26 protein-coding genes are annotated in these 26,828 nt (G+C 71.8%); 10 read left to right on the top strand and 16 right to left on the bottom strand.

Features of this window, described 5'->3' with window-relative positions; genetic code table 11:
* Positions 1-86 precede the first annotated feature (86 nt).
* Together OG878_RS17645 and OG878_RS17650 are read left to right on the top strand one after the other, a co-directional pair.
* Entirely contained in the window at positions 87-926 is an 840-nt protein-coding gene (locus tag OG878_RS17645; RefSeq protein ID WP_328887667.1) for an enoyl-CoA hydratase/isomerase family protein, read from the top strand.
* Between the two features lie 74 nt (positions 927-1,000).
* Complete coding sequence (locus OG878_RS17650; protein WP_328891280.1) at positions 1,001-1,597, top strand: flavin reductase family protein; 597 nt, start codon at positions 1,001-1,003, stop codon at positions 1,595-1,597.
* Here the strand turns inward: OG878_RS17650 and OG878_RS17655 are convergent.
* The 3 genes from OG878_RS17655 to OG878_RS17665 all read right to left on the bottom strand — a co-directional run bounded on the left by OG878_RS17655 (position 1,587) and on the right by OG878_RS17665 (position 4,613).
* A complete protein-coding gene (locus OG878_RS17655) occupies positions 1,587-1,745 on the bottom strand; it encodes a hypothetical protein (protein ID WP_328887668.1) in 159 nt (52 codons plus the stop codon). The two genes, OG878_RS17650 and OG878_RS17655, sit on opposite strands and share 11 nt — an antisense overlap.
* 25 nt (positions 1,746-1,770) lie before the next feature.
* A complete protein-coding gene (locus OG878_RS17660; protein WP_443049125.1) occupies positions 1,771-3,120 on the bottom strand; it encodes an MFS transporter in 1,350 nt (449 codons plus the stop codon).
* A 185-nt stretch (positions 3,121-3,305) separates the two neighbouring features.
* Positions 3,306-4,613: an MFS transporter gene (locus OG878_RS17665; protein ID WP_443049257.1), complete on the bottom strand. Its 1,308-nt coding sequence runs from the start codon at positions 4,611-4,613 to the stop codon at positions 3,306-3,308.
* Positions 4,614-4,720: 107 nt separating this feature from the next.
* On the opposite strand from OG878_RS17665, the gene OG878_RS17670 reads away from it, so the two are divergent.
* On the top strand, positions 4,721-5,710 hold the full coding sequence (locus OG878_RS17670; RefSeq protein ID WP_328887671.1) for a GlxA family transcriptional regulator: 990 nt from the start codon (positions 4,721-4,723) through the stop codon (positions 5,708-5,710).
* Positions 5,711-5,734: 24 nt separating this feature from the next.
* On the opposite strand, the gene OG878_RS17675 is transcribed toward OG878_RS17670, so the two are convergent.
* The 3 genes from OG878_RS17675 to OG878_RS17685 all read right to left on the bottom strand — a co-directional run bounded on the left by OG878_RS17675 (position 5,735) and on the right by OG878_RS17685 (position 8,994).
* Positions 5,735-6,784 carry a Zn-dependent alcohol dehydrogenase gene (locus OG878_RS17675; RefSeq protein ID WP_328887672.1) on the bottom strand — a complete coding sequence of 350 codons (1,050 nt, stop codon included), beginning with the start codon at positions 6,782-6,784 and terminating at the stop codon, positions 5,735-5,737.
* Entirely contained in the window at positions 6,781-7,932 is a 1,152-nt protein-coding gene (locus tag OG878_RS17680) for an acyl-CoA dehydrogenase family protein (RefSeq protein ID WP_328887673.1), read from the bottom strand. The genes OG878_RS17675 and OG878_RS17680 overlap by 4 nt, the downstream gene beginning before the upstream one ends.
* A gap of 147 nt (positions 7,933-8,079) precedes the next feature.
* On the bottom strand, positions 8,080-8,994 hold the full coding sequence (locus OG878_RS17685) for an SDR family oxidoreductase (protein WP_328887674.1): 915 nt from the start codon (positions 8,992-8,994) through the stop codon (positions 8,080-8,082).
* Positions 8,995-9,093: 99 nt separating this feature from the next.
* On the opposite strand from OG878_RS17685, the gene OG878_RS17690 reads away from it, so the two are divergent.
* Positions 9,094-10,020: a cyclase family protein gene (locus tag OG878_RS17690; RefSeq protein ID WP_328887675.1), complete on the top strand. Its 927-nt coding sequence runs from the start codon at positions 9,094-9,096 to the stop codon at positions 10,018-10,020.
* A 13-nt stretch (positions 10,021-10,033) separates the two neighbouring features.
* Here the strand turns inward: OG878_RS17690 and OG878_RS17695 are convergent, their stop codons facing one another.
* The 4 genes from OG878_RS17695 to OG878_RS17710 all read right to left on the bottom strand — a co-directional run bounded on the left by OG878_RS17695 (position 10,034) and on the right by OG878_RS17710 (position 14,335).
* Positions 10,034-10,528, bottom strand: a complete 495-nt coding sequence (locus tag OG878_RS17695; RefSeq protein WP_328887676.1) for an ATP-binding protein — start codon at positions 10,526-10,528, stop codon at positions 10,034-10,036.
* A gap of 489 nt (positions 10,529-11,017) precedes the next feature.
* On the bottom strand, positions 11,018-11,974 hold the full coding sequence (locus OG878_RS17700; protein ID WP_328887677.1) for an acyl-CoA dehydrogenase family protein: 957 nt from the start codon (positions 11,972-11,974) through the stop codon (positions 11,018-11,020).
* Between the two features lie 7 nt (positions 11,975-11,981).
* Positions 11,982-13,136: an acyl-CoA dehydrogenase gene (locus OG878_RS17705; protein ID WP_328887678.1), complete on the bottom strand. Its 1,155-nt coding sequence runs from the start codon at positions 13,134-13,136 to the stop codon at positions 11,982-11,984.
* Positions 13,136-14,335, bottom strand: coding sequence for an amidohydrolase family protein (locus tag OG878_RS17710; protein WP_328887679.1), 1,200 nt, complete (start codon positions 14,333-14,335; stop codon positions 13,136-13,138). Before OG878_RS17710 ends, OG878_RS17705 begins: the two co-directional genes overlap by 1 nt.
* A 178-nt stretch (positions 14,336-14,513) precedes the next feature.
* On the opposite strand from OG878_RS17710, the gene OG878_RS17715 reads away from it, so the two are divergent.
* On the top strand, positions 14,514-16,058 hold the full coding sequence (locus OG878_RS17715) for a class I adenylate-forming enzyme family protein (RefSeq protein ID WP_328887680.1): 1,545 nt from the start codon (positions 14,514-14,516) through the stop codon (positions 16,056-16,058).
* Positions 16,059-16,105: 47 nt separating this feature from the next.
* Positions 16,106-16,516 carry an HIT family protein gene (locus tag OG878_RS17720; protein ID WP_328887681.1) on the top strand — a complete coding sequence of 137 codons (411 nt, stop codon included), beginning with the start codon at positions 16,106-16,108 and terminating at the stop codon, positions 16,514-16,516.
* 61 nt (positions 16,517-16,577) lie between these two features.
* On the opposite strand, the gene OG878_RS17725 is transcribed toward OG878_RS17720, so the two are convergent.
* The gene (locus tag OG878_RS17725) at positions 16,578-17,099 is read right to left on the bottom strand and encodes an EF-hand domain-containing protein (RefSeq protein ID WP_277327722.1); all 522 of its coding nucleotides are present in this window, start codon (positions 17,097-17,099) and stop codon (positions 16,578-16,580) included.
* 93 nt (positions 17,100-17,192) lie between these two features.
* A complete protein-coding gene (locus OG878_RS17730; protein ID WP_328887682.1) occupies positions 17,193-17,567 on the bottom strand; it encodes an STAS domain-containing protein in 375 nt (124 codons plus the stop codon).
* Between the two features lie 277 nt (positions 17,568-17,844).
* On the opposite strand from OG878_RS17730, the gene OG878_RS17735 reads away from it, so the two are divergent.
* Together OG878_RS17735 and OG878_RS17740 are read left to right on the top strand one after the other, a co-directional pair.
* Positions 17,845-18,462 (top strand): RNA polymerase sigma factor, encoded by a 618-nt coding sequence (locus OG878_RS17735; protein ID WP_328887683.1) that lies wholly within the window; start codon positions 17,845-17,847, stop codon positions 18,460-18,462.
* On the top strand, positions 18,459-19,847 hold the full coding sequence (locus OG878_RS17740) for a zf-HC2 domain-containing protein (RefSeq protein WP_328887684.1): 1,389 nt from the start codon (positions 18,459-18,461) through the stop codon (positions 19,845-19,847). Before OG878_RS17735 ends, OG878_RS17740 begins: the two co-directional genes overlap by 4 nt.
* Positions 19,848-19,859: 12 nt before the next feature.
* Here OG878_RS17740 and purU read toward each other — a convergent pair whose 3' ends face one another.
* The gene (purU, locus tag OG878_RS17745; RefSeq protein ID WP_328887685.1) at positions 19,860-20,738 is read right to left on the bottom strand and encodes a formyltetrahydrofolate deformylase; all 879 of its coding nucleotides are present in this window, start codon (positions 20,736-20,738) and stop codon (positions 19,860-19,862) included.
* A gap of 28 nt (positions 20,739-20,766) precedes the next feature.
* Entirely contained in the window at positions 20,767-21,213 is a 447-nt protein-coding gene (locus OG878_RS17750; protein ID WP_328891281.1) for an SCO4402 family protein, read from the bottom strand.
* A 174-nt stretch (positions 21,214-21,387) separates the two neighbouring features.
* Between OG878_RS17750 and OG878_RS17755 the strand changes: the two genes are divergently transcribed.
* Positions 21,388-22,665, top strand: a complete 1,278-nt coding sequence (locus OG878_RS17755; RefSeq protein WP_328887686.1) for an ABC transporter substrate-binding protein — start codon at positions 21,388-21,390, stop codon at positions 22,663-22,665.
* Between the two features lie 319 nt (positions 22,666-22,984).
* On the opposite strand, the gene OG878_RS17760 is transcribed toward OG878_RS17755, so the two are convergent.
* On the bottom strand, positions 22,985-24,307 hold the full coding sequence (locus OG878_RS17760) for a hypothetical protein (RefSeq protein ID WP_328887687.1): 1,323 nt from the start codon (positions 24,305-24,307) through the stop codon (positions 22,985-22,987).
* Positions 24,308-24,456: 149 nt separating this feature from the next.
* Positions 24,457-25,839: a transcriptional regulator gene (locus OG878_RS17765; RefSeq protein WP_328887688.1), complete on the bottom strand. Its 1,383-nt coding sequence runs from the start codon at positions 25,837-25,839 to the stop codon at positions 24,457-24,459.
* Between the two features lie 310 nt (positions 25,840-26,149).
* Between OG878_RS17765 and OG878_RS17770 the strand changes: the two genes are divergently transcribed.
* Positions 26,150-26,827: a bifunctional DNA primase/polymerase gene (locus OG878_RS17770; RefSeq protein ID WP_328887689.1), complete on the top strand. Its 678-nt coding sequence runs from the start codon at positions 26,150-26,152 to the stop codon at positions 26,825-26,827.
* Position 26,828: the final 1 nt, after the last annotated feature.

Here is a 26,828-nt window from a genome sequence, read left to right on the forward strand (position 1 = left end):
CCGCGCCTGCCACCGCCCCACCGGTCACCCGGGCCGTCCCGTCCCGGTCCCGCCGCCCACCACGCCCTCTGCCGAGGAGCCGCCTCATGCCGTCCTCCCCCGAAGACACCACCGGGCCCACCGGTCCGGCCGGACCGGTGGATTCATCGGTGCTCCACGCCACTGACGACGGTGTCTCGTGGATCACGCTGAACCGCCCCGAGGTGATGAACGCCGTCACCTGGGACCAGCGCGAACGCCTCATCGCGCTCCTCGCCGACGCCTCCGCCGACCCCTCGGTCCGGGCCGTCGTCCTCACCGCCACCGGTCGCGGCTTCTGTGCGGGCGCCGACCTGCGCGGCGGTTCGTCGGCCGGCGAGCGGATCGCCGGCGACGTGGCCCGCACCATCCGGCTCGGCGCGCAGCGCCTGATCGCCGCGGTCCTGGACTGCGAGAAGCCGGTGATCGCGGCCGTCAACGGGACGGCGGCCGGCATCGGCGCGCACCTGGCGTTCGCCTGCGACCTGGTACTGGCCGCCGACTCGGCGAAGTTCATCGAGGTGTTCGTACGCCGCGGCCTCGTTCCGGACGGTGGCGGTGCGTATCTGCTTCCGCGCCTGATCGGACCGCAGCGCGCCAAGGAGCTGATGTTCTTCGGCGATGCGCTTACCGCGGCGGAGGCGGAACGTCTGGGCCTGGTCAACCGGGTGGTCCCGGCCGGGGAACTGACGGCGGCGGCCCGGGAGTGGTCCCAGCGCCTGGCGGACGGCCCGACCCGCGCCCTCGCTCTCACCAAGCAACTGGTCAACGCGTCCCTGGACGCCGACCGGGCGACGGCCTTCGCCGCCGAGGCGATGGCCCAGGAGATCAACATGACGACTCAGGACGCCGGTGAGGGCGTGGCGAGCTTCGTGGAACGCCGCACGCCGGAGTACCGGGGACTCTGACGATCCGGGCCACATCACCCCTTCCTATCTGACGGAACGTCAGTTTCAATGGGGATGTGATGGGACACGCAGGCATGGCCGCCACCGCCGTCCGGTACCTCAGGTCCGTCGGCGCCGCCACGACCGCCGGCCCGGCGCCGGTCGATCCGCTGCCGCGCCCCGATCTGCGGGCCGTCGCCGACGGTGAACGGCTGCCCGGCGATCCGGCCGAATTCCGGCGCGTGCTCGGCCACTTCGCGACCGGTGTCACCGTCGTGACCGCTCACGACCCGGACGGCCCGGCGGGGTTCGCCTGCCAGTCGTTCGCTTCGCTCTCCCTCGACCCGCCACTGGTCGCCTTCATGGTCGCCCGCACCTCGACGACCTGGCCGCGCATCGCCCACGCCGGGGCGTTCTGCGTCAACATCCTGGGCGCGGAACAGGGCGCGCTGTGCCGCCAGTTCGCGGTGAGCGGGGCCGACAAGTTCGCCGGGGTGACGTACGAGGCCGCTCCCGCGACCGGGTCGCCGCTGCTCGACTCCGTCCCCGCCTGGGTCGACTGCCGCATCCAGGCCGTCCACACGGGCGGCGACCATCTGATCGTGGTGGGGCGGGTGGAGGCGTTGGGGGCGGCGGACGGGGACGCCCCGCTGCTGTTCCACCGGGGGGCGTTCGGGCGCTTCAGCGGGTGAGCGTGTACCAGTCGGGTGCGTCGATGTCGCCGTACTCCCGGCTGAGCTTCGGGCGGTCCGCCGTGCCACTGATCCGCCGGCCGTCCTCGGGGGCGTCGGCGCCGTAGGAACAGCCGTCGATGTCCAGCCCGCACCCTCCCGCCCGCATCTTCCCCGACGGGCCGGCGGCCGCCTCAGCCGGTGCCCGCCGGCGCCACCGGCTCCGGGGTCCGGGCCTGCCGCCGGATCACCAGTGCCATCAGTGCCGCCGTCGCGCACAGCGCCCCCGCCGCGTACCAGACCATGTCGTACGAGCCGAACGCATCGCGCGCCACGCCGCCCAGGAACGCCACCAGTGCCGCGCCCACCTGGTGGGAGGCGAGGACCCAGCCGAAGACGATCGCACTGTCCTCGCCGTACTGCTCTCGGCACAGCGCCAGCGTCGGCGGGACCGTGGCCACCCAGTCCAGGCCGTAGAAGACGATGAAGAAGACCATCGGCGGGTGCACGGACGGCGCCATCAGCATCGGCAGGAACATCAGGGAGATGCCGCGCAGTGCGTAGTAGACGGCGAGGAGCCGGCGGGCGTCGAAGCGGTCGGTGAGCCAGCCGGAGAAGACCGTGCCGATGATGTCGAAGACGCCGATGACGGCCAGCAGCGACGCGGCCGCGGTGATGGGCATCCCGTGGTCGTGGGCCGACGGCACGAAGTGCGTACGGATCAGGCCGTTGGTCGAGGCGCCGCAGATCGCGAACGTGCCCGCGAGCAGCCAGAACGGCCCGGTGCGGGCGGCGTCGAACAGGACGCGCACGGTGCGGCTCGCCGCCCCCCGCGCGGGCACCGGCTTCTCCACGTATACGCCGCCGTACGGGGCCAGGCCCACATCGGCCGGGTGGTCGCGCATCAGGAGCCAGACGAACGGCACGACGACGAGTGCGGCCAGGGCGACGGTGACCGAGGCCGGGCGCCAGCCGTGTTCCTCGACGATCCAGGCGCACAGCGGCAGGAAGACCAGCTGGCCGGAGGCGCCGGCCGCGGTGAGGATGCCGGTGACCAGGCCACGCCTGGCGACGAACCAGCGGTTGGTGACCGTCGCCGAGAAGGCCAACGCCATCGAACCGGTACCCAGGCCCACGAGCAGGCCCCAGTAGATCATCAGCTGCCAGGCGGCCGTCATCCAGACACTGGCCAGAGCCCCCGCCGCGACCGTGGACAGGGCCACGGCGACCACCCGGCGGATCCCGAACCGGTCCATCAGCGCGGCGGCGAACGGCGCGGTCAGTCCGTACAGCGCCATGTCGATCGAGACGGCCAGCCCGATCTCCCCACGGGACCAGCCGAACTCGGTGTTCAGCGGTTCGATGAGCAGGCCGGGCAGGGAGTTGAAAGCGGCGCCGCCGATGATCGTCACGAAGGTGACGACGGCGACGATCCAGGCGCGGTGAACGCGTCGGCGCGAGGGCCGACCGGGGGCTGCGGAGATGGCCTGCCGGTCGTCGTCCCGGGCGGCGTTCTCGATTGTCTGGGTCACGTTCCTCAGCATCCGGTCCGGGCCGCCGCACGGACGAGTGGCCCGACGGACACTGTTCGCAGGGATCGGGCCATGGGGGCGGGGTGCGGTCGCGAACCCCGGAGACATCGGGTCCGGCAGCGGTCCCCGTCACGCCCGCGCCCGGACCCCGTGTCCGGGCACGACCGTCAGCGCCGCCCCGCCGGCAGCAGCCCTCGTCACCCGATCCGCTCCAGCCGGCGGATCGGCCGGGCGGCCAGCAGCATCGCCACCGCCAGCATGTTGATCACCGCTCCGGCGAGCAGCACCTCCGGTGCGCCCACCGCGTCCGCGACCGGTCCCGCCAGCGCCCGGCCCGCCGCCAGCATCAGCAGGGAGCCTGCCACGTCGTACGCGTGGAGCCGGTTCAGGGCCTCCGGCGGGACGTGCGTCTGGACCGTCGTCGACCACATCACCAGCCAGAACGCGAACACCGCGCCCGACACGAACTGCCCTGCCCCCAGCGCGAACACCGGCATCCCGAGGCCCAGCACCACGAGGTTCAGGCAGACCCCGGTCAGGGCGATCGCGCCCGCGGCGAGCGGACGGCGCGGTCTCAGCCGCAGGGCGAGCAGGCCGCCGACCACACTGCCCGCGCCGTTCACCGCCATCATCACGCCGTACGTCCCCGAGCCGTGCGCCTCGGTGACCTCGACCGCGGTCAGCGGGAGCATCGGGCCGAGCACGGTGAATCCGTACACCGTCCAGATCGCGATCACACCCCACAACCAGCTGCGCGCCCTGAACTCCCGCCAGCCATCGACCAGTTCGGCGACGAACGTGCCGCGGTGCGTCTCGTCCGACGGCATCGGGGCGAGCCTCAGCAGGAAGAGGCAGACGCCGGAGACCGCGAACGTCGACGCGTTCGCCGCGTACACCGCCCCGGCGCTCGCCAGCCCGACCAGCATTCCCGCGAAGGCCGGGCCCGCCATGGTCATCAGCGCCTCGGAGACCCGGAGCACCGCGTTGCCGCGCTGGACGTCCAGCGCCACCCGGGGCACCGTCGATGCGACGCCCGGCTGGAAGAGCGCGGCGCCGACGCCGGCCACCGCGCTCAGGGCGTACACCGCCCAGAGCGGGGGGTTGCCGGTCGCGAAGGAGACGGCCAGCACGGACGCCCCGACCAGCCGCAGCGCGTCGGCGATGATCATCATCCGGCGGGGGGTGAACCGGTCCGCCAGTACGCCGCCGAAGAGCACGAACAGCGCCAGCGGGCCCATCCATGCGGCCAGCGCGAAACCGACGGAGGAGTGCGGGCGGCCGGCGCCCAGCAGGCCCGCGGTGAGCGCCACGGGGATCATGCCGTCGCCGAAGAGCGCGGCGGTACGGGCGATGAAGAAAAGCCGAAAGTTGCGGTTCCAGAGCTCACCTCCCGGCCGGACGCCGTCCCACCCTTCATCCCGGGGCGACAAGGGACCCGTACGGTTCGGGGCGGGCGACCGGGAGGGGACGCCTTCGCGGTCCGCACCCGGAGGGCCAACGGGAATGTGTGCGTGCTCTGCTGACTTTTCCTTCACATCAGTGACATGTATCAGTTTAAGGTCTATACCACTAGGTCCTGTCCACGGCCGAGAGGTGAAAGGGGCCCGCGTCCATGCGGCACCGCGTCGTCGTCCTCGCCCTCGACGGGCTGCTCCCCTTCGAACTGGGCATCCCACAAAGGATCTTCGGCGGGGCACGGAGCGCCGATCCCGGCGACCCGGACCCGAACCTGTACGAAGTCGTGACCTGCTCCGTCCGGCCTCCGGGGCCGGTCACCACCGACGCGGACTTCACCATCATGGTCCCGCTGGGCCCCGAGGCACTGGCCACCGCCGACACGGTCGTCGTCCCCGCCTCCTACGAGCTCGGCCCGGTCCACGACGAGGGCAGGCTGACGGACGAACTCGCCGTGGCGTTCGCGTACATCAGGCCGGACACCCGGCTCGTGTCGATCTGCACGGGCAGTTACGTCCTCGCCGCCGCCGGGCGTCTCGACGGGCGCCCCGCCACCACGCACTGGTCGTCCGCCGACCACTTCCAGCAACTGTTCCCGCGGGTCCGGGTCGATCCGGACGTGCTGTTCATCGACGACGGGGACATCCTCACCTCGGCCGGCGTCGCCGCCGGCATCGACCTCTGTCTGCACATCGTGCGCCGCGACCACGGCACCGCCGTCGCCAACGACGTCGCCCGCCGCATGGTCGTACCGCCGCACCGGGACGGCGGCCAGGCACAGTACATCCAACGCCCCGTGCCCGAGCGCCGGTCCGCGACCACGACGGGTGCGCGGGCCTGGGCGCTCGGCCGGCTCGACCGGCCGATCCTGCTGCGCGACATGGCGCAGCAGGAGTCGATGAGCGTCCGGACGTTCACACGCCGGTTCCGTGACGAGGTCGGGATCAGCCCCGGACAGTGGCTGACCCAGCAGCGGGTGGAACGCGCCCGCGGACTGCTGGAGTCGACGGATCTGTCGGTCGACCAGGTGGCGCGGGACGCGGGGTTCGGGACACCGACGTCACTGCGCCAGCACATGCAGGCGGCACTGGGGGTGTCACCGACGGTGTACCGGCGGACGTTCCGCGCGGGAGCGCGGAGTCGGTGAGGGTGCGGATGCGGCGCCCGGGGTCTAGAAGACCAGCACACCGCGCGCCACTCTCCCGTGGTGCGCGTCGTCCGCCGCCTTCTCGAAATCCTCCACCGGGTAGGTCTCCGTCACCAGTTCGTCCAGCAGCAGCGTGCCCTGCCGGTACAGGTCCGCGTAGAGCGCGATGTCGCGCTGCGGACGCGAGGAGCCGTACCGGCACCCCAGGATCGACTTGTCCAGATACATCGACGAGACGAGGAACGACGCCTCCGCCGTCGCCGCCGGGACACCCAGCAGGACCGCCTGGCCGTGCCGGTCCAGGAGGTCGATCGCCTGCCGGATGAGTTCCGTGCGGCCCACGCACTCGAAGGCGTGGTCGGCGCCGGACGGCAGGATCTCGCGTACGCCCTCCGCCGAGGGCAGGAAGTGTGTCGCGCCGAACTGCCGCGCCACCGCCTCCTTCGCCGGGTTGGCGTCGACCGCGACGATCGTCAGTGCGCCCGCGATCCGCGCGCCCTGGATCACATTGAGCCCGATGCCGCCGGTGCCGATCACGACGACCGTGTCGCCGCGGTCGACCTTCGCCCGGTTGAGCACGGCCCCGACCCCCGTCAGCACACCGCAGCCGATCAGGGCCGCGGACGTCAGCGGGATGTCGGCGGGAATCCTCACCGCCTGCACGGCCTTGACGAGGGTCCGTTCGGCGAACGCCGAGTTGGACGCGAACTGGTACAGCGGCTTGCCGCCCCGGGAGAACGGCTGCCCGGGCCTGCCGATCGCCTTGCGGCACATTGTCGGCCTGCCCCGGTCGCACTGGGCGCAGGCGCCGCAGCTGGCCAGCGTGGACAGCGAGACATGGTCGCCGGGCGCGACATGCGTGACGCCCGCGCCGACCGCCTCCACCACGCCTGCGCCCTCGTGCCCGAGCACGACCGGCAGCGGGAACGGAATGGTTCCGTCCACGACCGAGAGGTCACTGTGGCACAGGCCCGCGGCGGCCACCGCGACCAGCACCTCTCCGGGGCCCGGGTCGCGTATCTCCAGGTCGTCGACGACCTCGGTCCGTGTGCCGTCGAAGACGACGCCTCTCATCTCGGCTCCCTCGGTAGGCCGAGCACCCGCTCGGCGATGATGTTCCGCTGGATCTCGTCCGAGCCGCCGTAGATGGTGTCGGACCGGGTGAAAAGGAACAGGCGCTGTGCCTCGTCGAGTTCGTACGGTGCGGTGGGCGTCCAGTCGTCCGGCCCCACGGCCGCGGCAGCGCCCCTGACCTCCACGGCGAGCTCGCCGAGGCGTTTGTGCCAGCCGCCCCAGAGGAGCTTCGCCACGCTCGGGGCGCCCGCGTCACCGGAACCGCCCAGGGTGCGCAGGGCGTTCCAGCGCATGGTCTTCAGCTCGGCCCACTGCCGCACGAGCCGTTCGCGCAGTACGGGGTCGGTGACCGCACCACCGGCCACGGCGGTGCGGACCACACGGTCCAGTTCGGCGGCGAAGCCGATCTGCTGGACGAGGGTGGAGACACCGCGCTCCAGGGCGAGCAGTCCCATGGCGACGGTCCAGCCGTTGCCCTCACCGCCGACGGCCTCCTCGGCGACCGCGCCGTCGAAGAAGACCTCGTTGAACTCGCTCGTCCCCGACATCTGACGGATCGGCCGCACCTCGACCCGGCCCGGCTGGTCCATCGGCACCAGCAGGAACGACAGCCCGTGGTGGCGCTGCGAGCCCGGTTCCGTGCGGGCGAGGACGAAGCACCAGTCGGCTTCGCGGGCGAGCGAGGTCCAGATCTTCTGGCCCGTGACGGTGTACCGGCCGGCGCCGTCCGGTACGGCGGTGGTCCGCACCGCGGCGAGATCGGAGCCGGCGCCGGGTTCGCTGTACCCCTGGCACCAGAGCGCTTCGCCGCGGGCGACGGCGGGGAGGAAGCGCTGCTTCTGGGCGCGCGTGCCGTGGGCGATGAGGATGGGGGCCAGGAGGTTCTCGCCGATGTGGCCGACGCGGGCGGGGACGCCGGCGCGGGCGTACTCCTCCGCCCAGACGATCTGCCGGGTGAGGGTGGCGTGCCGGTTTCCGTGGCCGGTTTCCCCGGGGTCCCAGCCGAGGCCGATCCAGCCGGCGCGGCCGAGTTCCTGCTCCCAGGCGCGGCCGCCCTCGGCGGCACAGGGCCGTCCTCGACGGTCCTCCAGCCAGGACCGGGCCTCCTGCCGGAAGGCGTCGTCCGCCACGTCGAACGCGAAGTCCACGTTCCCTCCTCGGGGTCGTGCGGATCGTCGGGCGTGCGGGGCGGGGCCGCTGCACGGGACCTCACCCCCGCCCGCTTCCGGAAGCGGGGCTTCGCCCCCGAACCCCCGGTCCTCGGTCACCGGACGGGCTCGGTCGCCGGGCACCGGTCACGCGTTGGGCCGTGCCCCTCTCGCCGCCGCAGCCGCCATCTCCTCCAGCCGCGCCAGCATCGGCATCGGATCCACCCCCACCGTCCCCGGCAGGAAGTCGGCGATCCGCTCCGGCGTCCAGGAGCCCTCCGCGTACCCCGCGCGCAGCTCCCTCGGCTGGGCCCAGACCGCGATCTTCGGACCGGCGATCGTGTAGACCTGCCCGGTGATCCGCTCGGCGCGGGCCCGGTCGCTGAGCAGGTAGACGACCAGGGCCGCCACCTCCTCCGGTTCGCCGATCTCCTTCAGCTCCATCGGGACGTTCGCCGACATCCGGGTCCGGGCCACCGGGGCCACCGCGTTCGCCGTGACGCCGTACTTGTGCAGGCCGAGCGCCGCGCTGCGGACGAGCGAGATGATTCCGCCCTTCGCGGCGCTGTAGTTGGCCTGGGCGACGCTGCCCTGGTGGTTGCCGCTGGTGAAGCCGATCAGCGTGCCGCCGCCGTCCTGTTTCCGCATCACCGCCGAGGCCGCCCGGAAGACGGTGAAGGTGCCCTTCAGATGGGTGGCCACGACCGGGTCCCATTCCTCCTCGGACATGTTGAACAGCATCCGTTCGCGCAGGATCCCGGCCACGCACACGACGCCGTCGATCCGGCCGAACTCCGCCAGCGCCGTGTCCACGATCCGCTGCCCGCCCGCCATCGTGGAGATGTCGTCGGCGACCGCGACAGCCGTGCCGCCCGCCGCCTCGATCTCCTTGACGACGGACTCGGCCACCTCGCTGCCCGGTTCGCCGCCCTCGACGGAGACGCCGTAGTCGTTGACGACGACCCGGGCCCCCTCCGCCGCCGCGGCGAGCGCGACCGCTCGTCCGATGCCACGGCCGGCACCGGTCACGGCCACCACCTTGCCTGCCAAGAAGTTCCCCATGCCGGCCCCTTCCCGCGGTTTCTGACGGACCGTTAGATTTTACGGGCAGTCGGCTCCGTCAGCACAAGACCCGGCAACCCACGGATTCAGGAGGCCCCGATGTCACTGCCGGCCGAGTTCCACGAGATCGCCAAGCGCGTGAACAACTGGGGGCGCTGGGGCGCGGACGACGAGATCGGCACGCTCAACCTGATCACCGACTCCGTGGTACGGGATGCCGCGGCCACCGTCCGCACCGGGCAGCGCATCCCTCTCGCGCTCCCCCTCCAGCAGGACGGGGTGCAGAGCGGGCTGATCCCCGGGCGGGTGAATCCACTGCACGCCATGGTCCAGATCAACCAGGAGCTCTTCGGTCCCGGCACGGTCGCCACCAGCGACGACATCGTGACGCTCGGCCTGCAGGCGGCCACCCACTGGGACGCGCTCACGCACGTCTCGCACTCCGGGAGGATCTACAACGGCCGCCCCGCCGGCACCGTCACCGCGCACGCCGGCGCGCAGTTCAGCTCCATCGCCGCACCCCGGCACCTCGTCTCCCGCGGCGTGCTGCTGGACGTGGCGCGCGCCCACGGCGTGGACCGGCTGCCCGGCGATCACGCCGTGACCCCGGAAGACCTGGACGCGGCCGAGGAGTTCGGCGGGGTCCGGGTCCGGGCCGGTGACATCGTGCTCGTACGGACCGGACAGGTCCAGGTGTATCTGGCGGGCGACAAGCAGGCGTACGCCTATCCGTCACCGGGTCTGTCGGTCCGGACACCCGAGTGGTTCCATGCGCGCGATGTCGCCGCGGTCGCCGATGACACGCTGACGTTCGAGATCTTCCCGCCGGAGATCGAGGATCTGTGGCTGGGCGTGCATGCGCTGGATCTGGTCGAGATGGGCATGCTGCAGGGCCAGAACTGGAATCTGGAAGGGCTGTCCACCGCCTGTGCGGAGGCGAAGCACTACGGCTTCCTGCTCTCCGCGATGCCGGAACCGTTCGTCGGTGCCACCGGCACCCCGGTGGCCCCGGTGGCCGTCCTCTGAGAGCCCGGCGTATTCACGCGTGAGGGGTGACGGCTGCGGGCGACGGCTCGTACCGGGCCTGGTCATGCGCCCCGGCCTGCATCTGGACCTGCACCACCGGCACCCCCCGGTCCACCTCGCACCAGATCTGCTTCCCGGCGCCCTCCGGCTGCCAGCCCCAGCGGTCGGCGAGTCCGTCGACCAGCTCCAGGCCCCGGCCACCGGTGTCCTCGTCCACCGCGTGCCTCTGCTGCGGCGGGCGGCAGCTGGTGTCGGCCACCTCGACCCGTACGGTCCCGGCCGCCCCGGCCGTGCCGGTCGCGCCGAACAGCATGCGCAGCACCGCCGGACAGCCGGTGTGGACCACCGCGTTGGTGACCAGTTCCGAGATCAGCAGGATGAGCGTCTCGGCCAGCGGCTCGTCGTCCCTTATCCCGGACCCGGCCAGCCTCGACCGCGCCCATCTACGGGCACGCCCCACTTCCGCGGGATCCGGCCCGACCTCCAGCTGAACCTGAAGCACCTGCACCGCTCACACCATCCGAACCGGCGGACACATCGCCTCGCGCCTCCTCGGGATCACGGAACGTGATTCCCTTACGAGACAGCATGGTTGACGTACAGTCACCGCAACAAGCGCTTCGGGCATATTCCAGCGCGAAGGAGTACGCGTGGTGCATACTGTGCGACGCGCGTCGCGGGGAGTCGAACAGAAGCGCGCCGAGGCCTCGGGAACCGTTCCCCGGGCGGGCACCGCGCCACTTCCTTGAGCGCGAGCAGGGCACCTCGGCCGGACCGGAGTCGCCACACCGGCAACATCCGGACCACTTGGTTCCAGAACCACTCGCATCCAACGGAGCGTACCCGAGCCGACGGCAACTGCGGCGTGTGACGAATCACGCAAAGGACACAAGCCGGTATCGACGCTCACCGACTGCACTGCGTAACTCCGTAGCGTGAACCTCAGGGGCCTCTCCCGTCACCAGGATGCGCTCGGCGCCCGTCGGCACTCCGCCCCTCAACACCGGCCCAGATCGGCCGCGAGCAACTCCTCCGCCTCGGCCGCCGTCAGCCACTGCCCGGCTCGCAGCCAGGCCCTCTTGAGGTGCAGATGCACGTCCGCCTCCCAGGTGAAGCCCATTCCGCCGTGCACCTGAAGGCAGTCCCGCGCATTGCGGACGGCCGCCTCGTCGGCGAGCAGCTTGGCGCCCGCGATCTCGGCCGGGTCCGCGGTCACGGCTGCCGCGTACACGGCGGCACGGGCCAGTTCGGCGCGTACCAGCATCTGGGCGCACAGGTGTTTGACCGCCTGGAAGGAGCCGATCGGTGCACCGAACTGCTTGCGCTCACGGGCGTGTTGGACGGCCATATCGGTGGTGTGCATGGCGCTGCCGAGCTGCTCGGCGGCGGACAGCAGGGCGCCTTCGAGCCGAAGCCGCGCCCCGTCGGCTCCGGGCACCGGGTCCCCGAGCGCGGCCGGGGCCGTCACCCGGTGCAGCGGTGTGAGCGGGTCGAGTGACCGTACGGGACGGGCGTCCCGCACGAGCGTGCGCAGCGCATCCCCTTCCAGCACCCGCACCCCCTCTCCCGCCAGGGAGATCAGCGCGTCCGCCGCGCCCAGATGGGCCACCGGCCGCTCTTCGTCCAGTACCGCGACCACCGACCCGCCCTCGGCCGCCCCTTTCACCGCACCCGCGGCGAGCTGCGTGGCCACCAGCGGTCCGGGCAGCAGCACCCGCCCCGCCTCCTCGAGCAGCAGGACCGACTCGGGCAGTCCCAGCCCCACCCCGCCCGCCGCCTCCGGCAGCCGCAGTGCGAAGAACCCTGCCGCGCCGAGCTCCCCCCACATGCCCCGGTCGACGTCCGTGCCGGCGTCGAGCGCGGCCCGCATCCGGTCCCTGCCGAAACGGCCGGCGAGCAGGTCCCGTACCCCCGCCCGCAGGGCCCGCTGGTCGTCCGAGAGCTGGAAGTCCACAGTCCGCTCAGCGCCCCTTCGGCAGGCCGAGGATCCGCTCGGCGACGATGTTCTGCTGGATCTGCGAGGTACCCGCGGCAATCGTGTACGAGAGCGAGGTCAACCGGTCCAGGACCCACTCCCGGTCCAGATCGGCTCCGTCGGCGCCGAGCACCTCGGCCGCCGTGTCGTACAGCTCCTGGCGGGCCTGCGAGTAGCGCAGCTTGAAGACCGAGCCGCCGGTGCCGGGCACGCCGCCGCTGCGCTGCGCCTCGCCTACGTTCCACTGGGTGAGCCGCCACAGCGCCCGGAACTCGGCGTTCAGCCTGCCGAGCGTCCTGCGCAGCACCGGGTCGTCCCAGCGGCCGTTCGCCCGGGCCTCGGCGGCCAGGGCGGCCAGTGTGCGGCGGCAGGCGACGACCTCACCGACGAACGCCGTTCCGCGTTCGAAGGAGAGGGTGACCATGGTGACCCGCCAGCCGTCGTTCTCCGCGCCGACCCGGTGGGAGACCGGCACCCGCACCTCGTCGAGGAACATCTCGGCGAATTCGGTGGACCCGGCGAGCGTGCGCAGCGGGCGGACGGTGACGCCGGGGGCGCCCATCCGCATCGCGAGCCAGCTGATCCCCCGGTGCCTGGGCGCCGCCGGATCCGTACGCACCAGCAGCTCGCACCAGTCGGCGACCTCCGCGTGCGAGGTCCAGATCTTCTGGCCGCTCACCACGTAGTGGTCGCCGTCGCGGACCGCCCGGGTCCGCAGCGCGGCCAGGTCGGAGCCGGCTTCCGGTTCGCTGAACCCCTGGCACCAGATCTCGTCGCCGCGCAGGACCGGCGGCAGCCAGCGGGCCCGCTGGCCGGCCGTGCCCTCGGCGGCGATCGTCGGCCCGGCGTGCAGCAGCCCGACGAAGTTCGCCCCGACGTACGGCGCCCCGGCCTTCTCCGTCTCCTCCAGGAAGATCAGATGCTGCGTGGGGGTGGCGCCCCGCCCGCCGGCGTCGACGGGCCAGTGCAGGCCCGCGTACCCGGCGTCGTACAGCATCCGCTGCCAGGCGGTGTCGTACGCCCGCCGTCCCGGCCAGTCCTCCGGGCGGGGCCTGTCGGGCAGCCCGGGCAGCACCGCGGCGAGCCACTCCCGCAACCGCGCCCGGAACTCCTCCTCCTCCGGCGTGCACGACAGGTCCACTACCTGTCCTTGTCCAGGTCGAGGTCGAGCATCCGGATCGCGTTTCCGCGCATCAGTTTGTAGACGGTCTCGTCGTCCAGTCCCTTGACGTGGTCGAGGGCGACCTCCTTGGTGTGCGGGAAGGTCGAGTCGACGTGCGGGTAGTCGGTCTCGAACGTGGCGTTGTCCCGCCCGACCACATCGAGCGACGCGACCCCGTGCTTGTCGCGGAAGAAGCAGCAGAACATCTGCCGGTAGTAGTACGCCGACGGCGGCTCGGGGATCAGATCGCGCACCCCGCCCCACGCGCGGTGCTCCTCCCACACGTCGTCGGCGCGCTCCAGGGCGTACGGAATCCACCCCATCTGGCCCTCGCTGTAGGCGAGTTTCAGTTGCGGGAACCGCACCAGCACCCCGCTGAACAGGAAGTCCATCATCGAGGCCATCGCGTTGTTGAAGGAGAGCGAGGCCTGTACGGCGGGCGGGGCGTCCGGTGACGCGGCGGGCATCTGCGAACTCGACCCGATGTGCATGTTGACGACCGTGCCGGTCTCCTCGCAGACCGCGAAGAACGGGTCCCAGTAGCCGGTGTGGATGGACGGCAGGCCGAGATGGGTGGGGATCTCGGAGAAGGTCACCGCCTTCACCCCGCGTGCGGCGTTTCGCCGGATCTCGGCGACCGCGAGACCGACGTCCCACAGAGGAATGAGGCACAGCGGAATCAGCCGGCCCCCGCTGTCGCCGCACCACTCCTCGACCATCCAGTCGTTGTAGGCGCGTACGCAGGCGAGCGCGACCTCCTTGTCGTGCGCCTCGGCGAAGGTCTGCCCGCAGAAGCGGGGGAAGGTGGGGAAGCAGAGCGACGCCTCGACATGGTTGAGGTCCATGTCCTTGAGCCGTTCGGCCGGATCCCAGCAGCCCCGGCGCATCTCGGCGCGGGTGATCCCCTCCAGGGTCATGTCGTCGCGGTCGAAGCCGACGGCGGCGATGTTCCGCTTGTACGGGAACTTCAGGTCCTCGTAGATCCACCAGTCGGTCGGCGGCCCGTCCGGATCCATCGTGATGACGTACTTGCCGCCCGTGTAAGCCAGTTCGCCGATGCCCGCGGTGAGCGGCTGCGGGCCGCGGTCGCGGTACTTGGCGGGCAGCCAGGCCGAGAAGAGGTGCGGCGGTTCGATCACATGGTCGTCGACGCTGACGATCCGAGGCAGTTCCGTCATGGTGTCCCCTTCGGCGTGCACGGCACGTGTCCGAGCCCCGCCCGCTACATATCTGATGACCCGTCAGATCTGGTTCCGGCCCCAGGCTAGTCCCGCGCCCCTGGACCGACAAGGCGCAGCGCTCTACGCTCTGCGCACGATCTGACTACCCGTCAGCAATGAGGGAACGGGGAACGCAGTGAACGAGACCGCACACGCCCTGGGCGCATCGGCCACCTTCTGGGAGCTCATCGAGCGCCGCGCCGCACTGACCCCCGACCGCCCCGTCCTCATCCAGGACGACCGCACCCTCACCTTCGGCGATCTGCGCGACCGCTGCGAGCGCGTCGCAGCGGGGCTGTACGAGCTGGGGGTGCGCCCCGGCTCCGTCGTCGCCTGGCAGCTGCCGACCCGCCTGGAGACGGCGCTGCTCTCCTTCGCCCTCACCCGGATCGGGGCCGTGCAGACACCCGTCATCCCGTTCTACCGGGACCGCGAGGCGGGGTTCGCGCTGCGCGAGTCGAAGGCGGGCTTCTTCGCCGTACCCGGCACCTGGCGCGGCTTCGACCACACGGCGATGGCACACCGGCTGGCAGCGGAGCTGGACCGTCCGTTGCTGGTCCTCGAGGCGTACGAACGGCTGCCGGACGCCGACCCGGCGGTGCTCCCGCCGCCGCCCACCGACGGCACGGCGGTGCGCTGGATCTACTGGACCTCGGGAACGACCTCCGACCCGAAGGGGGTCCTGCACACCGACCGCAGCCTGATCGCGGGCGGCTCATGTCTGGCCCACGCGCTGCATCTGTCGGCCGACGACGTCGGCTCGATGGCGTTTCCGTTCGCCCATATCGCCGGGCCCGACTACACCGTGATGCTGCTGCTCTACGGCTTCCCGGCGGTTCTCTTCGAACACTTCGCCATGCCCGGCGCCCTGGACGGCTACCGGCGCCACGGGGTGACGGTCGCGGGCGGCTCGACCGCGTTCTACTCGATGTTCCTGACCGAACAGCGCAAGGACCCCGCGGTCAAGGTGGTCCCCACCCTGCGGCTGCTGGCGGGCGGCGGGGCGCCGAAACCGCCGGAGGTCTACCACGCGGTCGTACGGGAGATGGGCGTCCAGCTCACCCACGGCTACGGCATGACCGAGGTCCCCATGATCACGATGGGCGCGCCGGACGACACGGTGGAGCACCTCGCCGAGACGGAGGGCAGGCCGCCCGAGGGCATGGAGATACGGATCACCGACGAGGACGGCAAACCACTGCCGTACGGCACGGAAGGCGAGGTACGGCTGCGCGGGGAAGCCGTCTGCCAGGGCTATCTGGACGCGGACGCGACACGGGACGCCTTCGACGGGGACGGCTTCCTCGTCACCGGCGACGTCGGCCGTCTCCGGGAGAGCGGCCACCTGGTCCTCACCGGCCGCCTCAAGGACATCATCATCCGCAAGGGCGAGAACATCTCCGCCAAGGAGATCGAGGATCTCCTCCACCGCCACCCGGACGTGGCGGACGCGGCGGTGATCGGTCTGCCGGACGCGGTGCGCGGGGAACGCGTCTGTGCGGTCGTCGAGCAGCCGGCCGGGGCGGGGGCGCTGTCGCTGGCGGCGCTCGCGGCATATCTGCGCGCGGAGGGGCTCGCGGTGCACAAGGTGCCGGAGCAGTTGGAGGTGGTGGACGCGCTGCCGCGCAACGAGACGCTCCGGAAGGTGCTCAAGTACAAGCTGCGGGAACGGTTCGCCTGACGGAAACGGGTGGCCGCCGTCGCTCACCGGCTGCGAAGGTCCGGGGCATGGACTGTGTTTTCTGCACCCTGATACGGGAGGACTCGGCACGGTGGGTCTTCCGCGGGCCGGTGGTCTGTGCGTTCGCCCCGCTGGACGCCCTCGCTCCGGGACACACGCTCGTCATCCCGAGGGCCCACCACGCGGACCTCTTCGGCACCCCGGCGGACGTGCTCGCGGAGACGATGACGCAGGTGCAGCGGATCGCGGAGGCGATGCGGTCGGTGCTCGGCGCCGGGGGCGTGAACATCCTGAGCGCGAGCGGGCCGGGCTCGCAGCAGTCCGTACCCCATCTGCATGTGCACGTCGTGCCCCGCCGGCCCGGCGACGGGTTCTCGACCTGGCCCTCCGGGCGATCCGGGCAGCGGGTCGACGGCGACCCCATCAACCGCCTCGCGGAGGCGGTCGCGGACCGGTGAAGGTGGGACCGGGTGCGGCCCCGGCGAGAGGGTCACGCACCCGGCCCGGTCGGTGGCGCGCTTACGCGTCGGGTTCGATCACCGTGAAGTAGACGGCGAACGCGGCCACCGCGTCCTCCTCGGCGATCCGGCCATCATGGTCGGTGTCCAGGCTCCGGGCCGCCAGGCTCGCCGACTCGGCGCTCGCACCGAGCACCTTCAGCGCCCGCTCCACGGCCGGCACCGACGCCGCGCCGTCGTCGTCCTTGTCGGCCACGGCGATCGCGGCGCGCAGGAACGGGCGGGCGATCTCCGCGAACCGCTCCGGGCTGTCGCGCAGGCGTTTCACGGCCCCGCCCACGAACTCCTCACGCGTCACTCGCTGGTCCCCGTCGACGTCGGCGATGCCCGCCATGCCCTGCCAGAATGCCTCGGCCCCGGTGTAGAGCGCCTGGCCCTTGTCGCAGCGGGCCGTCGTGCCGAACTCGGCGAGCAGACGGGCCGCGGCGGCGTTGAAATCGGCGCGATCGATGTATCCGTTGCCGTCCTGGTCGAAGGCGGCGAAACGGAAGGCGATCTTGCGCTCGTACTCTGCGCTGTCCATGCGGGGAGCGTACGACTTCGAGCGGCGTCACGTGTCACTTACGCGCGCCGCCGGTGTGACAACCTGGTACTCACACCGAGTTCCGGACACGTTTCAGGCCGGGAGCGGCTGGGCTTTCTCGTCGACGGCCGCGTACCGGTCGGGGAACACCGCGAACAGTCTGCGTACCCCGAGCGCGGCCAGCACCCGGTTGACGTGCGAGCCCTCCTCGGCGCCGCGGGCGGGCAGGATCAGCCGCAGCCGGCCCCCGCAGGAGCGCATCAGCCGGCGGGCGGCGACCAGTACGCCGACGCCGCTGGAGTCGCAGAACATCACCTCGGAGAGGTCGAGCACCACGTCGTGGCGCCCGAGGGCGACCGCATCGTGGACGTGCCGGCGGACGACCGGAGCCGTCACCAGGTCCAGTTCGCCGCATATGTGCAGCACGGTCCAGACGCCCTGCTCGGTTTCGGCCACCTTCAGAGTCACGTGATCCGGCCTCTCGTTCCAGGAATCCCGGCGATCCGGAAGTACTCGTTCCTCCTCGCGGCTGCCCCACCGCGCATCCATGAAACACCGACCTGGTGAGGAGGGCACAGGCGATTTCAGGCAGAAATGATCACTTGAGGTCCGATTTCAACGCCCTGGAGCGCCGCATTTCCTACCATCCAGGGCGTTAGCAGGGGCGCACTTGCCGAAAAGAGACGTGCATGGTCGGCATGGCCGACTACATTCGATGCGACGAGGGCACAGGGCTGGGGGTCCTATGGCGAAAGACACACCACCCCGCTGGGACCGCAGGATGCAGCAACGGCTGGCACGCGGCGAGGCGGCGGCCCTCGGCGAGCTCTACGACCGCTTCGCCTCGCTCGTGCACAGCCAGGCCCACCGGATGCTCGACGACGAGTCGGCCGCCGACCTGGTGACCCGCGAGGTCTTCGGCTACGTGTGGGAGAACCCCGACGCGTACGACCCCAAGCAGGGTTCGATGCGGTCCTGGGTGGCCCGGCTCACCCACCGCCAGTCCGTGCAGCGCCTGCGCGGTGCGCAGCCGTCCCCGTTCGCGCGGGACTACGACGACGAGTCCGCCGACGACGACGGGCCGGACGACACCGCGGACCGGCAGGAACTGGAGGAGCGGGTGCAGCGCGCCACCGCCGCGGCCCGCGCCGACTACATCGTCGCCTCCATGCCCGCACCGCTGCGGGCCGCGCTGGAGCTCGCGTACATCCAGCGCAGGGACTACCGGCAGACCGCGGCCGACCTCGGGGTGACCGAGGACGAGGCCCGCCGGCGCCTGCGGCTCGGGCTGCAGCTGCTGTCCACCGCCCACACCCGCCCCCTCGAAGGGTTCTCGCCGCCCGGATACGGACGGGCCCTGTGAGCGCGGGCGACGACGCGGACGGACGCGACGGCAACGGGCACGACGACGAGGTACGGGGCGTACGGCGCATACCGGGACCGCGGGCCGCCGCGGACGACTTCGACCTCGACGCCGTACCGCCGCCCGCCCCGGGCGTGGACCCGCCGCAGGGGACGGCACCGGAACCGGAGGCCGAGGAGCCCGGGCCGGCGGCCCCGGAGCCGTCGCTGCCGGCGCCCCGGCAGTCCCCGGTGCTCCCCCACCGCGTCCTCAAGTCCCTCCTCGGCGCGTGGGCCCTGGCCGCCTGTTCCGCGGACGAGACCGAAGCCGTCGAGGCGCACCTCACCGAGTGCGCCGCGTGCGCCGACGAAGCGCTGCGGCTGCGCGACGCGGTCGGCCTGCTGCACACCGACGGCAGTCTGGACCTCGACCCGATGCTGCGCTCCCGGGTGCTCGACGCCTGTCTGAGCCGTCGCCCCGCCACCATCCCGGTGCCGGACTGGGCTGCTCCGTACGACGCGGAGACCGCCCGGCTCGATGCGCTGCTCCGCGACATCCGTGACTCGGAATGGCATGCGCCGGTGCGGCTGAAGTGGTTCGAGCGCGAGCGGGCGGTCAACCGGAAGACGACGGTCGCCGGCGTGATCGGCCATCTCATGACCGTCGACGGCCTGGTCAGCACGGCCCTCGGCCTGGACGATCCGCTCGGCGGCGGCGCTGCCGCCGGGGTCGGCAGACGGGGCCCGGGCGACCCGGCTCCGGGCGTCGCCGCCCTCCCGATCTCGCCGGCCGCGCGCACCGAGGCGTACTGGTCGGCCGCCCGGCGGCCGCCGACCCGGGCCGTCCGCGAGCCCTGGCGCGAGCAGAGCCACGCCCTCATCCGCACGGTGTCGTTCGCAGGACGCGGGGTCGCCGGGCTCTCCGTCTCGTACGGGGACTTCGCCCTTCCGCTGCAGGACTCCCTGCTGGACCGGGCCTTCGAGTGCTGGGTGCACGGCGGCGACATCGCGGACGCCGTGGACTATCCGTACGAGGCCCCGTCCGCCGCCCATCTCCACCGGATGATCGACCTCGCGGCCCGGCTCCTCCCGGCCGCCCTCGCCGGACGCCGCCGGGCCGGGCTCGCGGCGCCCGCACGCCACCTGGTGACGGCCGGATCGCCGGGCCGCTCGCTCCATCTGGAGATCGAGGGCTCGGGCGGCGGCAACTGGTACATCGCGCTGGACTCCCCGGCCGCGCTCGGCTCGCCCGATCACACGGTCGCGCAGGTGGCGCTGGACGGCGTCGAGTTCTGCCAGCTCGTCGCGGGGCATGTGTCACCCGTCGAGGCGGCCGCCGGCCAGGAGGGCGACCGCGAGGCGATTCGCGACGTACTGTTCGCGGCGGCGTCCCTCAGCCGCCTGTGAGCCGTACCGCCCTCAGGAGAAGATCACCGTACGGCGGCCGTTGAGCAGGATGCGCCGTTCCGCGTGCCACTTCACCGCGCGGGCCAGCGCCTGGCACTCCACGTCGCGCCCGAGGGCGACCAGCTGGTCCGGCGTCACGCCGTGTCCCACCCGCTCGACCTCCTGCTCGATGATCGGCCCCTCGTCGAGGTCGGCGGTCACATAGTGCGCCGTGGCACCGATCAGCTTCACACCCCGGGCGTGCGCCTGGTGGTACGGCTTGGCGCCCTTGAAGCTCGGCAGGAAGGAGTGGTGGATGTTGATGATGCGGCCGCTCAGCTGCTTGCACAGATCGTCCGAGAGGACCTGCATGTAGCGGGCGAGGACGACCAGTTCGACGTTCTCCTCGCGGACCAGCTCCAGCAGCTGCGCCTCCGCGTCCGCCTTGGTCTCCCTGGTCACCGGGATGTGCCGGAACGGAACGCCGTACGAGCCGATGAGCTCGGCGAAGTCCGTGTGGTTGGAGACGACGGCCGCGATCTCGACCGGCAGCGCCCCGATCCGGGAGCGGAACAGCAGGTCGTTGAGGCAGTGGCCGAACTTGCTGACCATCAGCACGACCCGCATCCGCTCCGACGCCCGGTGGATCTGCCAGTCCATCCGGAACGAGTCGCCGATGGCGGCGAAGCTGGCCCGCAGCTTCTCCACGTTCACCGGGGTGTCCGCCGTGAAGTGGACACGCATGAAGAACAGACCCGTGTCGTGGTCGCCGAACTGCTGGCTGTCCTCGATGTTGCAGCCGGTCATGAAGAGATAGCTCGACACGGCGTGCACGATGCCCTGTTTGTCCGGGCACGAGAGAGTGAGGACGTACTGCTCGGAGGTGATGTCAGCAGGCTGCGGCGCGGTCATGCCCGTAGCGTGCCACACCGCCCGCGGTTCAGGCGGTTCTGGTCATGATGCGAAGCACATCGAGCGAACGCGGCGGAACGTCCGGATCCTCCCCGTCGTTCGTGGCGAGCAGCACATGCGCCTCACGGGCGGCCCGTACGGCCTCCGGCCAGCCGTGGTGCTCCAGGTAGCCGGAGACGGGGGCGTCCGCGCCGACCTGGTGCATGATGCGCAGCACCCGCAGCACGGCGACATCGACGAGGGCCGCCTCGCCGGAGTCGCGGAATATCGTCCCCACGTACTTCTCGGCGGACCAGTTGTCCAGCCAGGTGTCCTCGACCAGGCGGTACACGGCGTCGGTGACGTCGCCGTACCCTTCACGGCCGGCGAGCCAGCACTCGTGGTGGAAGACGGGGTCGGAGAGCATGTGCAGCGCCGAGCGCACATTGCTGCGCCAGCGCCACCAAGGAACGTCATTGAGCGGCATGCCGCCCATGGTGGAGGAGCGACGGCCGCGACGGGAAGTGTTCTCCGAACCTTGCTGCACGGTTGTCGATCGTACGTTCCTCTCTTCCGGGTCCGCACCGCCCCCTGCAATTCACCTGTACGTCACCGAGCGTTGAGCGGAGCACACATCAGCGTTACCCCGGGGGCGGAAATGTTCATGCCCATGACCGGATGGCGACGCCTCACCTCCCCCCGCCCCTACAAATTCCTCACATGTGCGGCGGCCGGGGCCTTGCTGATGACCGGCTGCGGTGTGCTCCCTGGGGCCTCGGGGGACTCCAGGGAGCCCATCACCGTCATGACCTGGGCCCCCGACGGCTCCAGCGGCCCCGACACGGCGAACATGGCGGGCATGACCGCCATGGCGCGGGCGTACGCGCGCTGGGTGAACGGCAACGGCGGGATCGACGGCCACGAGCTGCTCGTCACCAGATGCAACGAGGAGGACACCTCGGTCGGTGCGGCGAACTGCGCCCGGCGGGCGGTCAAGGAGAAGGCGGTCGCGGTGGTCGGCTCGTACAGTCGGCACGGGCAGGCCTTCATGGCGCCGCTGGAGGTCGCGGGGATCCCGTACATCGGCGGCTACGGGGCCTCCGAGGAGGAGTTCAGCAGTTACGACTCGTACCCCGTCAACGGCGGCCAGTCGGCACTGCTCGCGGGCAACGCCCAGCAGCTGGCGCGCGGTTGCGACCGGGTCTCCGTGGTGCGGCCCGACACCCTGGGCGGCGACACCCAGGCATGGCTGCTCAACACCGGCCTCAAGGAGGCACACCGGCCCGCCCCGTCGGACGTCCGGGCGGCCGAGGCGGCGACCTCGTACGACAAGGCGGCCGGGGAGGCACTGCAGGGGGCCGGGACGTCCGGCGGGTGCGTGACGGCGGTGCTGGGGGACCGCACGGAGACGTTCTTCGACTCCTTCCGCCGGCTCGAGGCCTCGTACGGGGACGTACGGATCTCCTCCGTGCTCGGCAGCGTCGACCAGCCGATGATCAACCGCACGGGTGGGCGGGAGAGCCCGTTCGAGGGGGCGTACATCACCGGCTGGTACCCGGACGCGGGGGACCCCCGCTGGGACGAGATGCGCGGCGCGATCCGCAAGCACGCCTTCGGCGACAACCGGATCGACCCGGACGACACGGGTGTCCAGACGACATGGATCGCCTACACGGTGCTGAAGAAGATCGTCGAGACGATCGACGCGCCGCAGATCACGGCGGGCAAGCTCACGGTCGCGCTGAACCAGGGCATCCAGGTGGACACCGGCGGCCTCACACCGCCGCTGCGATGGCGGTACGCCGACATGCTGGGGTCGTCGGCGTATCCGCGGATCGTGAACCGGAAGGTGACGTTCCAGGTGGTGCGGGAGGGGCGGCTGGTGGCGGAGAAGAAGGGGTTCGTCGATGTGACGAACACCTTGTCCAACGCCAGCGCGAAGGGCTGAAAGTCACCCGGCGGCGGCGCAGAACCAGCCCCTCCGGCGACGGGGAAGCGAAGGCCGGGTTTGAGAGCCCCCGGCACGCGGCCTGGTGCTGTGACCGGAAAGGTTTGCCGGGAAGCTCGCGGCGTCCGGTGCAGTGCATCGCAAGGCGGAGCATCGCCCGCGTACGGGATGTACTCGGGTGATGCGACAACGCGGCGAGGTGCCGCACCGGGCGGCGCCAGCCGGTGAACCTTTCCGGTCAATGCACCAGGGTCTGGCGGGAAGGGGCGGGGAACAGGCCCGCCGCAGGCGCACCCCCACCGCCCCGCCCCGCGTCGGGTCAGAGCTCCGTCGCCGTCCGGCGGGTCAGCCCGTACTTCGAGGCGATCGCATTCCACAGCCCCGACGCCTGCTGCTTGGCCATGCTCGCGTCGCCGCTCGCCCGGTCCGCCTGAGACTTCTCCGGCGTCGCCCGCGCCTTGCCGTGCCGGCACACCTTCTTGCCGTCCTTGGCCTGCCCGGCCCACGCCGCGTAGTGGTCGTCGGCCGAGGCCGACGCCTGCCAGGCCTTCGTGAGCGCCGCGGTCAGCTGCGCATGGTTCGGCAGCTTGTCGACGGACAGCCCCTGCAGCCGCGTCACCAGTTCGCGACGCTGCCGGGCGGCGCCCTGCAGGTCCGCGACCGCCTGGTCCAGGTCCTTGCAGGACTTGGTCTTCTCGACGGCCCCGATCACCGCGGAGCGGCTGTTGTTGCTGTCCGCCAGCAGCTTGTCGAGCTCCTCGGCCTGCGGCTTCGCCGGGTCGGCCGCCGCCTGGCCGGACGGCTTCGCGGCGGGTGAACTCGACGCGGCCACCGCCTGCTTGTCGTCCTTCTTGTCGTCGCCGCCGCTCATCAGCGCACCCGCCCCGAGCCCGACGATCGCGCAGCCCACGACGACTGCCGCGATCAGCGGAATGTGCGAGGGCTTCTTGCGCTGCCCGGCCCGCCCCTGCGGCGGGTCGCTGTGCTGCTGCTGCATCTGCGGCTGCTGGTAAGGGGGCTGCTGCCGGCCGGCCTGGTACGGCGCCGCCGGCCCGGGGTCGAACCGCGGCATCTGCTGTGTGGCGCCCGCGGGTTCCTCGCTGCGGAACAGGTTGTCGAACTCGGCGGGCGGCTGCCGCTCGCCAGGGGTTCCGGGCCTGATGCCGTACGGGGTCCCGCCGGGCACCGGCGGGATGTACTGGGTCGCGTCGGCGTCGGAGGCCGCTGCGGGCGGCTGGGCGTGCGCCAGGAACTGGGTGGCCTCCGCGGGGCCCTCGGGTGGCAGGCCACCCGGCGCGGGACCGGCCGGGACCGGCGCGATGTACTGCGTGGCATCCGCGTCCGCACCCATGCCCGCGCCCGGCACGGCCTCCGGGGGCAGCGGCTGCGCATACGGCTGGGGCTGCGGTTCGTGCCCGTACGCCACCGGACCCTGGCCGTACTGGCCCTGCTGGTCGTACTGGCCGTGCGGCGCCTGCGCACCCCAGGGCCGGCCCCACGGCTCCCCGCCCGCCGGAACGGCCTGACCGGCCTGTCCGCCCGGTATCCAGGGCTCGCCGCCACCTGCGGGCAGCACGACACCTTCGTGCGCGGGCCGTACAGCAGGGAGCTGCTGTTCGTCACCCTGTCCGCTCTGCGTCACCGGGACTCCTACGTGTATACCTACGGCATCGTCGGCTCACGCTATCGGGTGGCTACCGCCCTGTGCCAAGCGCCCGTTGTCACCGGACCTCCCTTCGCCCGGGCAGCAACACGCAGCGTCGCCGTGACGCAGTGATGAGTCACCGCCGGTCAGGCCGCCTGGAGTTCCAGCCGCGCCCCGAACTCCCGTACCGCAGGCTCGTCCCCGTACGGCACCAGCCGCTGCTGCAGATCGTCCAGATACTCCGCGCCCCGGCCGGACCGGACCGTCCCCAGCAGCTCCATCGCCCGCGTCCCCGTGTGACACGCCTGCTCCACCTCGCGCAGCTGCACCTGCGCCGTGGCGAGCAGCACCAGGCCGATGCCGCGGCGGCGGGCCCGGGACTCCGGGTGGCCGGCCAGGGACTCCGCCGCCCGGCCGGCGGCCGCCTCCGCCTGTCCGAGGTCGCGGTGGCAGTGCGCGAGCTCGTCGGCCAGATAGGCGTGGTCGAAGTGGGCGATCCAGGTCGGGTCGTCGCCCGTGTCCGGCGCGGCGTGCTCCAGTGCCGTGAGCGCCCGGCCCATCGCCTCCTGGCAGGTGCGGGCGTCGCCGAGCAGCGCGTGACCGCGCGCCTCCGCCGCGTGGAACATCGCCTCCGCGCGCGGGGTGACCCGCCCGCGCGCCCCCTCCTGGGCGGCCCGCGCCAGCTGTGCGATCTCCCGCGGGTTGCCGAGCTGCGCCGCGAGATGGCTCATCGACGCGGCCAGCACATACCCGCCGTACGCCCGGTCGCCCGCCGCCTGCGCCAGGCGCAGCGCCTGGATGTAGTACCGCTGGGCGAGCCCCGGCTGCCCCGTGTCCACCGCCATGTACCCGGCGAGCTCGGTGAGCCGCGCGACAGCCGCGAAAAGCTGCCGCCCCACCGATTCGCGGTACGCCCCCGACAGCAGCCCGGACACCACGCTGTTCAGGTAGTGCACCAGGACCGGCCGGACGTGCCCGCTGCCGAACCGGTGGTCGAGGTCGACCAGCGCGGCCGTCATCGCCCGCACCGCCTCGACGTCAGACATCCCGACCCGGGCCCCGGCGGGCCGCGCCACCAGCGGATCGGCGGCGGTGATCAGCCAGTCCCGGCTGGGCTCGACCAGCGCCGAGGAAGCGACCGCCGAACCGGACAGGAAGTCGCGGCGGCCGACATCGCTGCGCCACAGCTCGCAGACCTGCTCGATCGCGCCGGTCACGGTCGGCGCGAACTGCAGTCCGATGCCGGAGGCCAGATTCTTGCCGTTGGCCATGCCGATCTCGTCGATCGTGACCGTACGGGCGAGTTTGCGGCCGAGCGCCTCGGCGATGATTCCCGGTGCCCGGCCGCGGGGTTGCTGTCCGCGCAGCCAGCGGGCCACGGAGGTCTTGTCGTAGCGGAGGTCGAGACCGCGCTCCGCACCGACCATGTTGACCCGCCGGGCAAGTCCCGCATGGGAACATCCGGCTTCCTGGATGAGCGCCTGGAGCCGTTCGTTCGGCTGGCGGGCGACGAGAGGCCTGGCTGCCATGTTTCCCCCTGAGACCGCAGTGATCGATGAGGAGATCACTGCCCGGTGATTACACAAGAAATGCACACATTCATCGTGTTGGTGGCCTTCACGATGTTCACCACGTTCCTCATGACTTTGTTGACGTTCGGTACGTAATCGCCCTGGGCGAACTGTTCCGGATTCCCCCCATGTGGCTACCCGCCCCGCGACGCACCGCCTCATGCGCGCCCCCACCCATGCATCCATGCGCCCCACGTGCAGGATCGTTGCGCCGCAGCCGCGTTCGCCACGCCCGTAACCCCAGGTGGTTGCGGGAGTTGAGGTGTTCGTGGAAGAGCCCATCAAAGTCACGGAAGCCGCACAGGTCCCCGAACAACGAGGAGAGCAACTGCTCGACGCCGCAGTGCGGTACACGGAAGAGCGGCACTGGGACGTGCTCCCCGGCACCTGGCTGGAGGCGGTGGCGGGGGCGGAACAGTGCTCGTGCGGGGAGGCCCGCTGCGCCGCTCCCGGCGCCCACCCCGCCCGGCCCGACTGGGCGAGCCAGTCGACCGGCAGCGCCGCCGCGGTCCGCCGGATGTGGTCCAAGCACCCGCGGGCCTCGGTCCTGTTGCCCACCGGACGCACCTTCGACGCGATCGACGTACCGGAGTCCGCCGGCTTCCTGGCACTGGCCCGGATGGAGCGGATGAGTCTGCCGCTCGGCCCCGTCACCTGCACCCCCGACCGCCGGATGCTCTTCTTCGTGCTGCCCGGCGCGGCGGCCAAAGTGGACGATCTCGTGAGGAAGCTGGGCTGGAGCGCCCCCACCATCGGCCTGTTCGGCCGCGGCGAGGGCCACTACGTGGCGGGGCCGCCGACCCGGGTCGGCGGGCGCGGTGCGGTGCAGTGGGCCCGTCGACCCACCCCCGCCAACCGGTGGCTGCCGGATGCGGTGGAGCTGATCAGTCCGCTCGCCTACGCCTGTGGGCGGGAAGCCGCCGACGCACGCGCACGCCTTTCGTAGT

The organism is Streptomyces sp. NBC_00316, assembly GCF_036158715.1.
Lineage (GTDB): Bacteria > Actinomycetota > Actinomycetes > Streptomycetales > Streptomycetaceae > Streptomyces.

Excerpts from the sequence above, each read along its gene's own strand:
- OG878_RS17675 (WP_328887672.1), bottom strand. The coding sequence starts at position 6,784 with ATGAGAGGCGTCGTCTTCGACGGCACACGGACCGAGGTCGTCGACGAC.
- purU (WP_328887685.1), bottom strand. The coding sequence starts at position 20,738 with ATGACCGCGCCGCAGCCTGCTGACATCACCTCCGAGCAGTACGTCCTC.
- OG878_RS17645 (WP_328887667.1), top strand. The coding sequence starts at position 87 with ATGCCGTCCTCCCCCGAAGACACCACCGGGCCCACCGGTCCGGCCGGA.
- OG878_RS17765 (WP_328887688.1), bottom strand. The coding sequence starts at position 25,839 with ATGGCAGCCAGGCCTCTCGTCGCCCGCCAGCCGAACGAACGGCTCCAG.
- OG878_RS17660 (WP_443049125.1), bottom strand. The coding sequence starts at position 3,120 with ATGCTGAGGAACGTGACCCAGACAATCGAGAACGCCGCCCGGGACGAC.
- OG878_RS17685 (WP_328887674.1), bottom strand. The coding sequence starts at position 8,994 with ATGGGGAACTTCTTGGCAGGCAAGGTGGTGGCCGTGACCGGTGCCGGC.
- OG878_RS17710 (WP_328887679.1), bottom strand. The coding sequence starts at position 14,335 with ATGACGGAACTGCCTCGGATCGTCAGCGTCGACGACCATGTGATCGAA.
- OG878_RS17735 (WP_328887683.1), top strand. The coding sequence starts at position 17,845 with ATGGCGAAAGACACACCACCCCGCTGGGACCGCAGGATGCAGCAACGG.
- OG878_RS17650 (WP_328891280.1), top strand. The coding sequence starts at position 1,001 with ATGGCCGCCACCGCCGTCCGGTACCTCAGGTCCGTCGGCGCCGCCACG.
- OG878_RS17725 (WP_277327722.1), bottom strand. The coding sequence starts at position 17,099 with ATGGACAGCGCAGAGTACGAGCGCAAGATCGCCTTCCGTTTCGCCGCC.
- OG878_RS17720 (WP_328887681.1), top strand. The coding sequence starts at position 16,106 with ATGGACTGTGTTTTCTGCACCCTGATACGGGAGGACTCGGCACGGTGG.
- OG878_RS17690 (WP_328887675.1), top strand. The coding sequence starts at position 9,094 with ATGTCACTGCCGGCCGAGTTCCACGAGATCGCCAAGCGCGTGAACAAC.
- OG878_RS17670 (WP_328887671.1), top strand. The coding sequence starts at position 4,721 with ATGCGGCACCGCGTCGTCGTCCTCGCCCTCGACGGGCTGCTCCCCTTC.
- OG878_RS17655 (WP_328887668.1), bottom strand. The coding sequence starts at position 1,745 with ATGCGGGCGGGAGGGTGCGGGCTGGACATCGACGGCTGTTCCTACGGC.
- OG878_RS17755 (WP_328887686.1), top strand. The coding sequence starts at position 21,388 with ATGACCGGATGGCGACGCCTCACCTCCCCCCGCCCCTACAAATTCCTC.
- OG878_RS17750 (WP_328891281.1), bottom strand. The coding sequence starts at position 21,213 with ATGGGCGGCATGCCGCTCAATGACGTTCCTTGGTGGCGCTGGCGCAGC.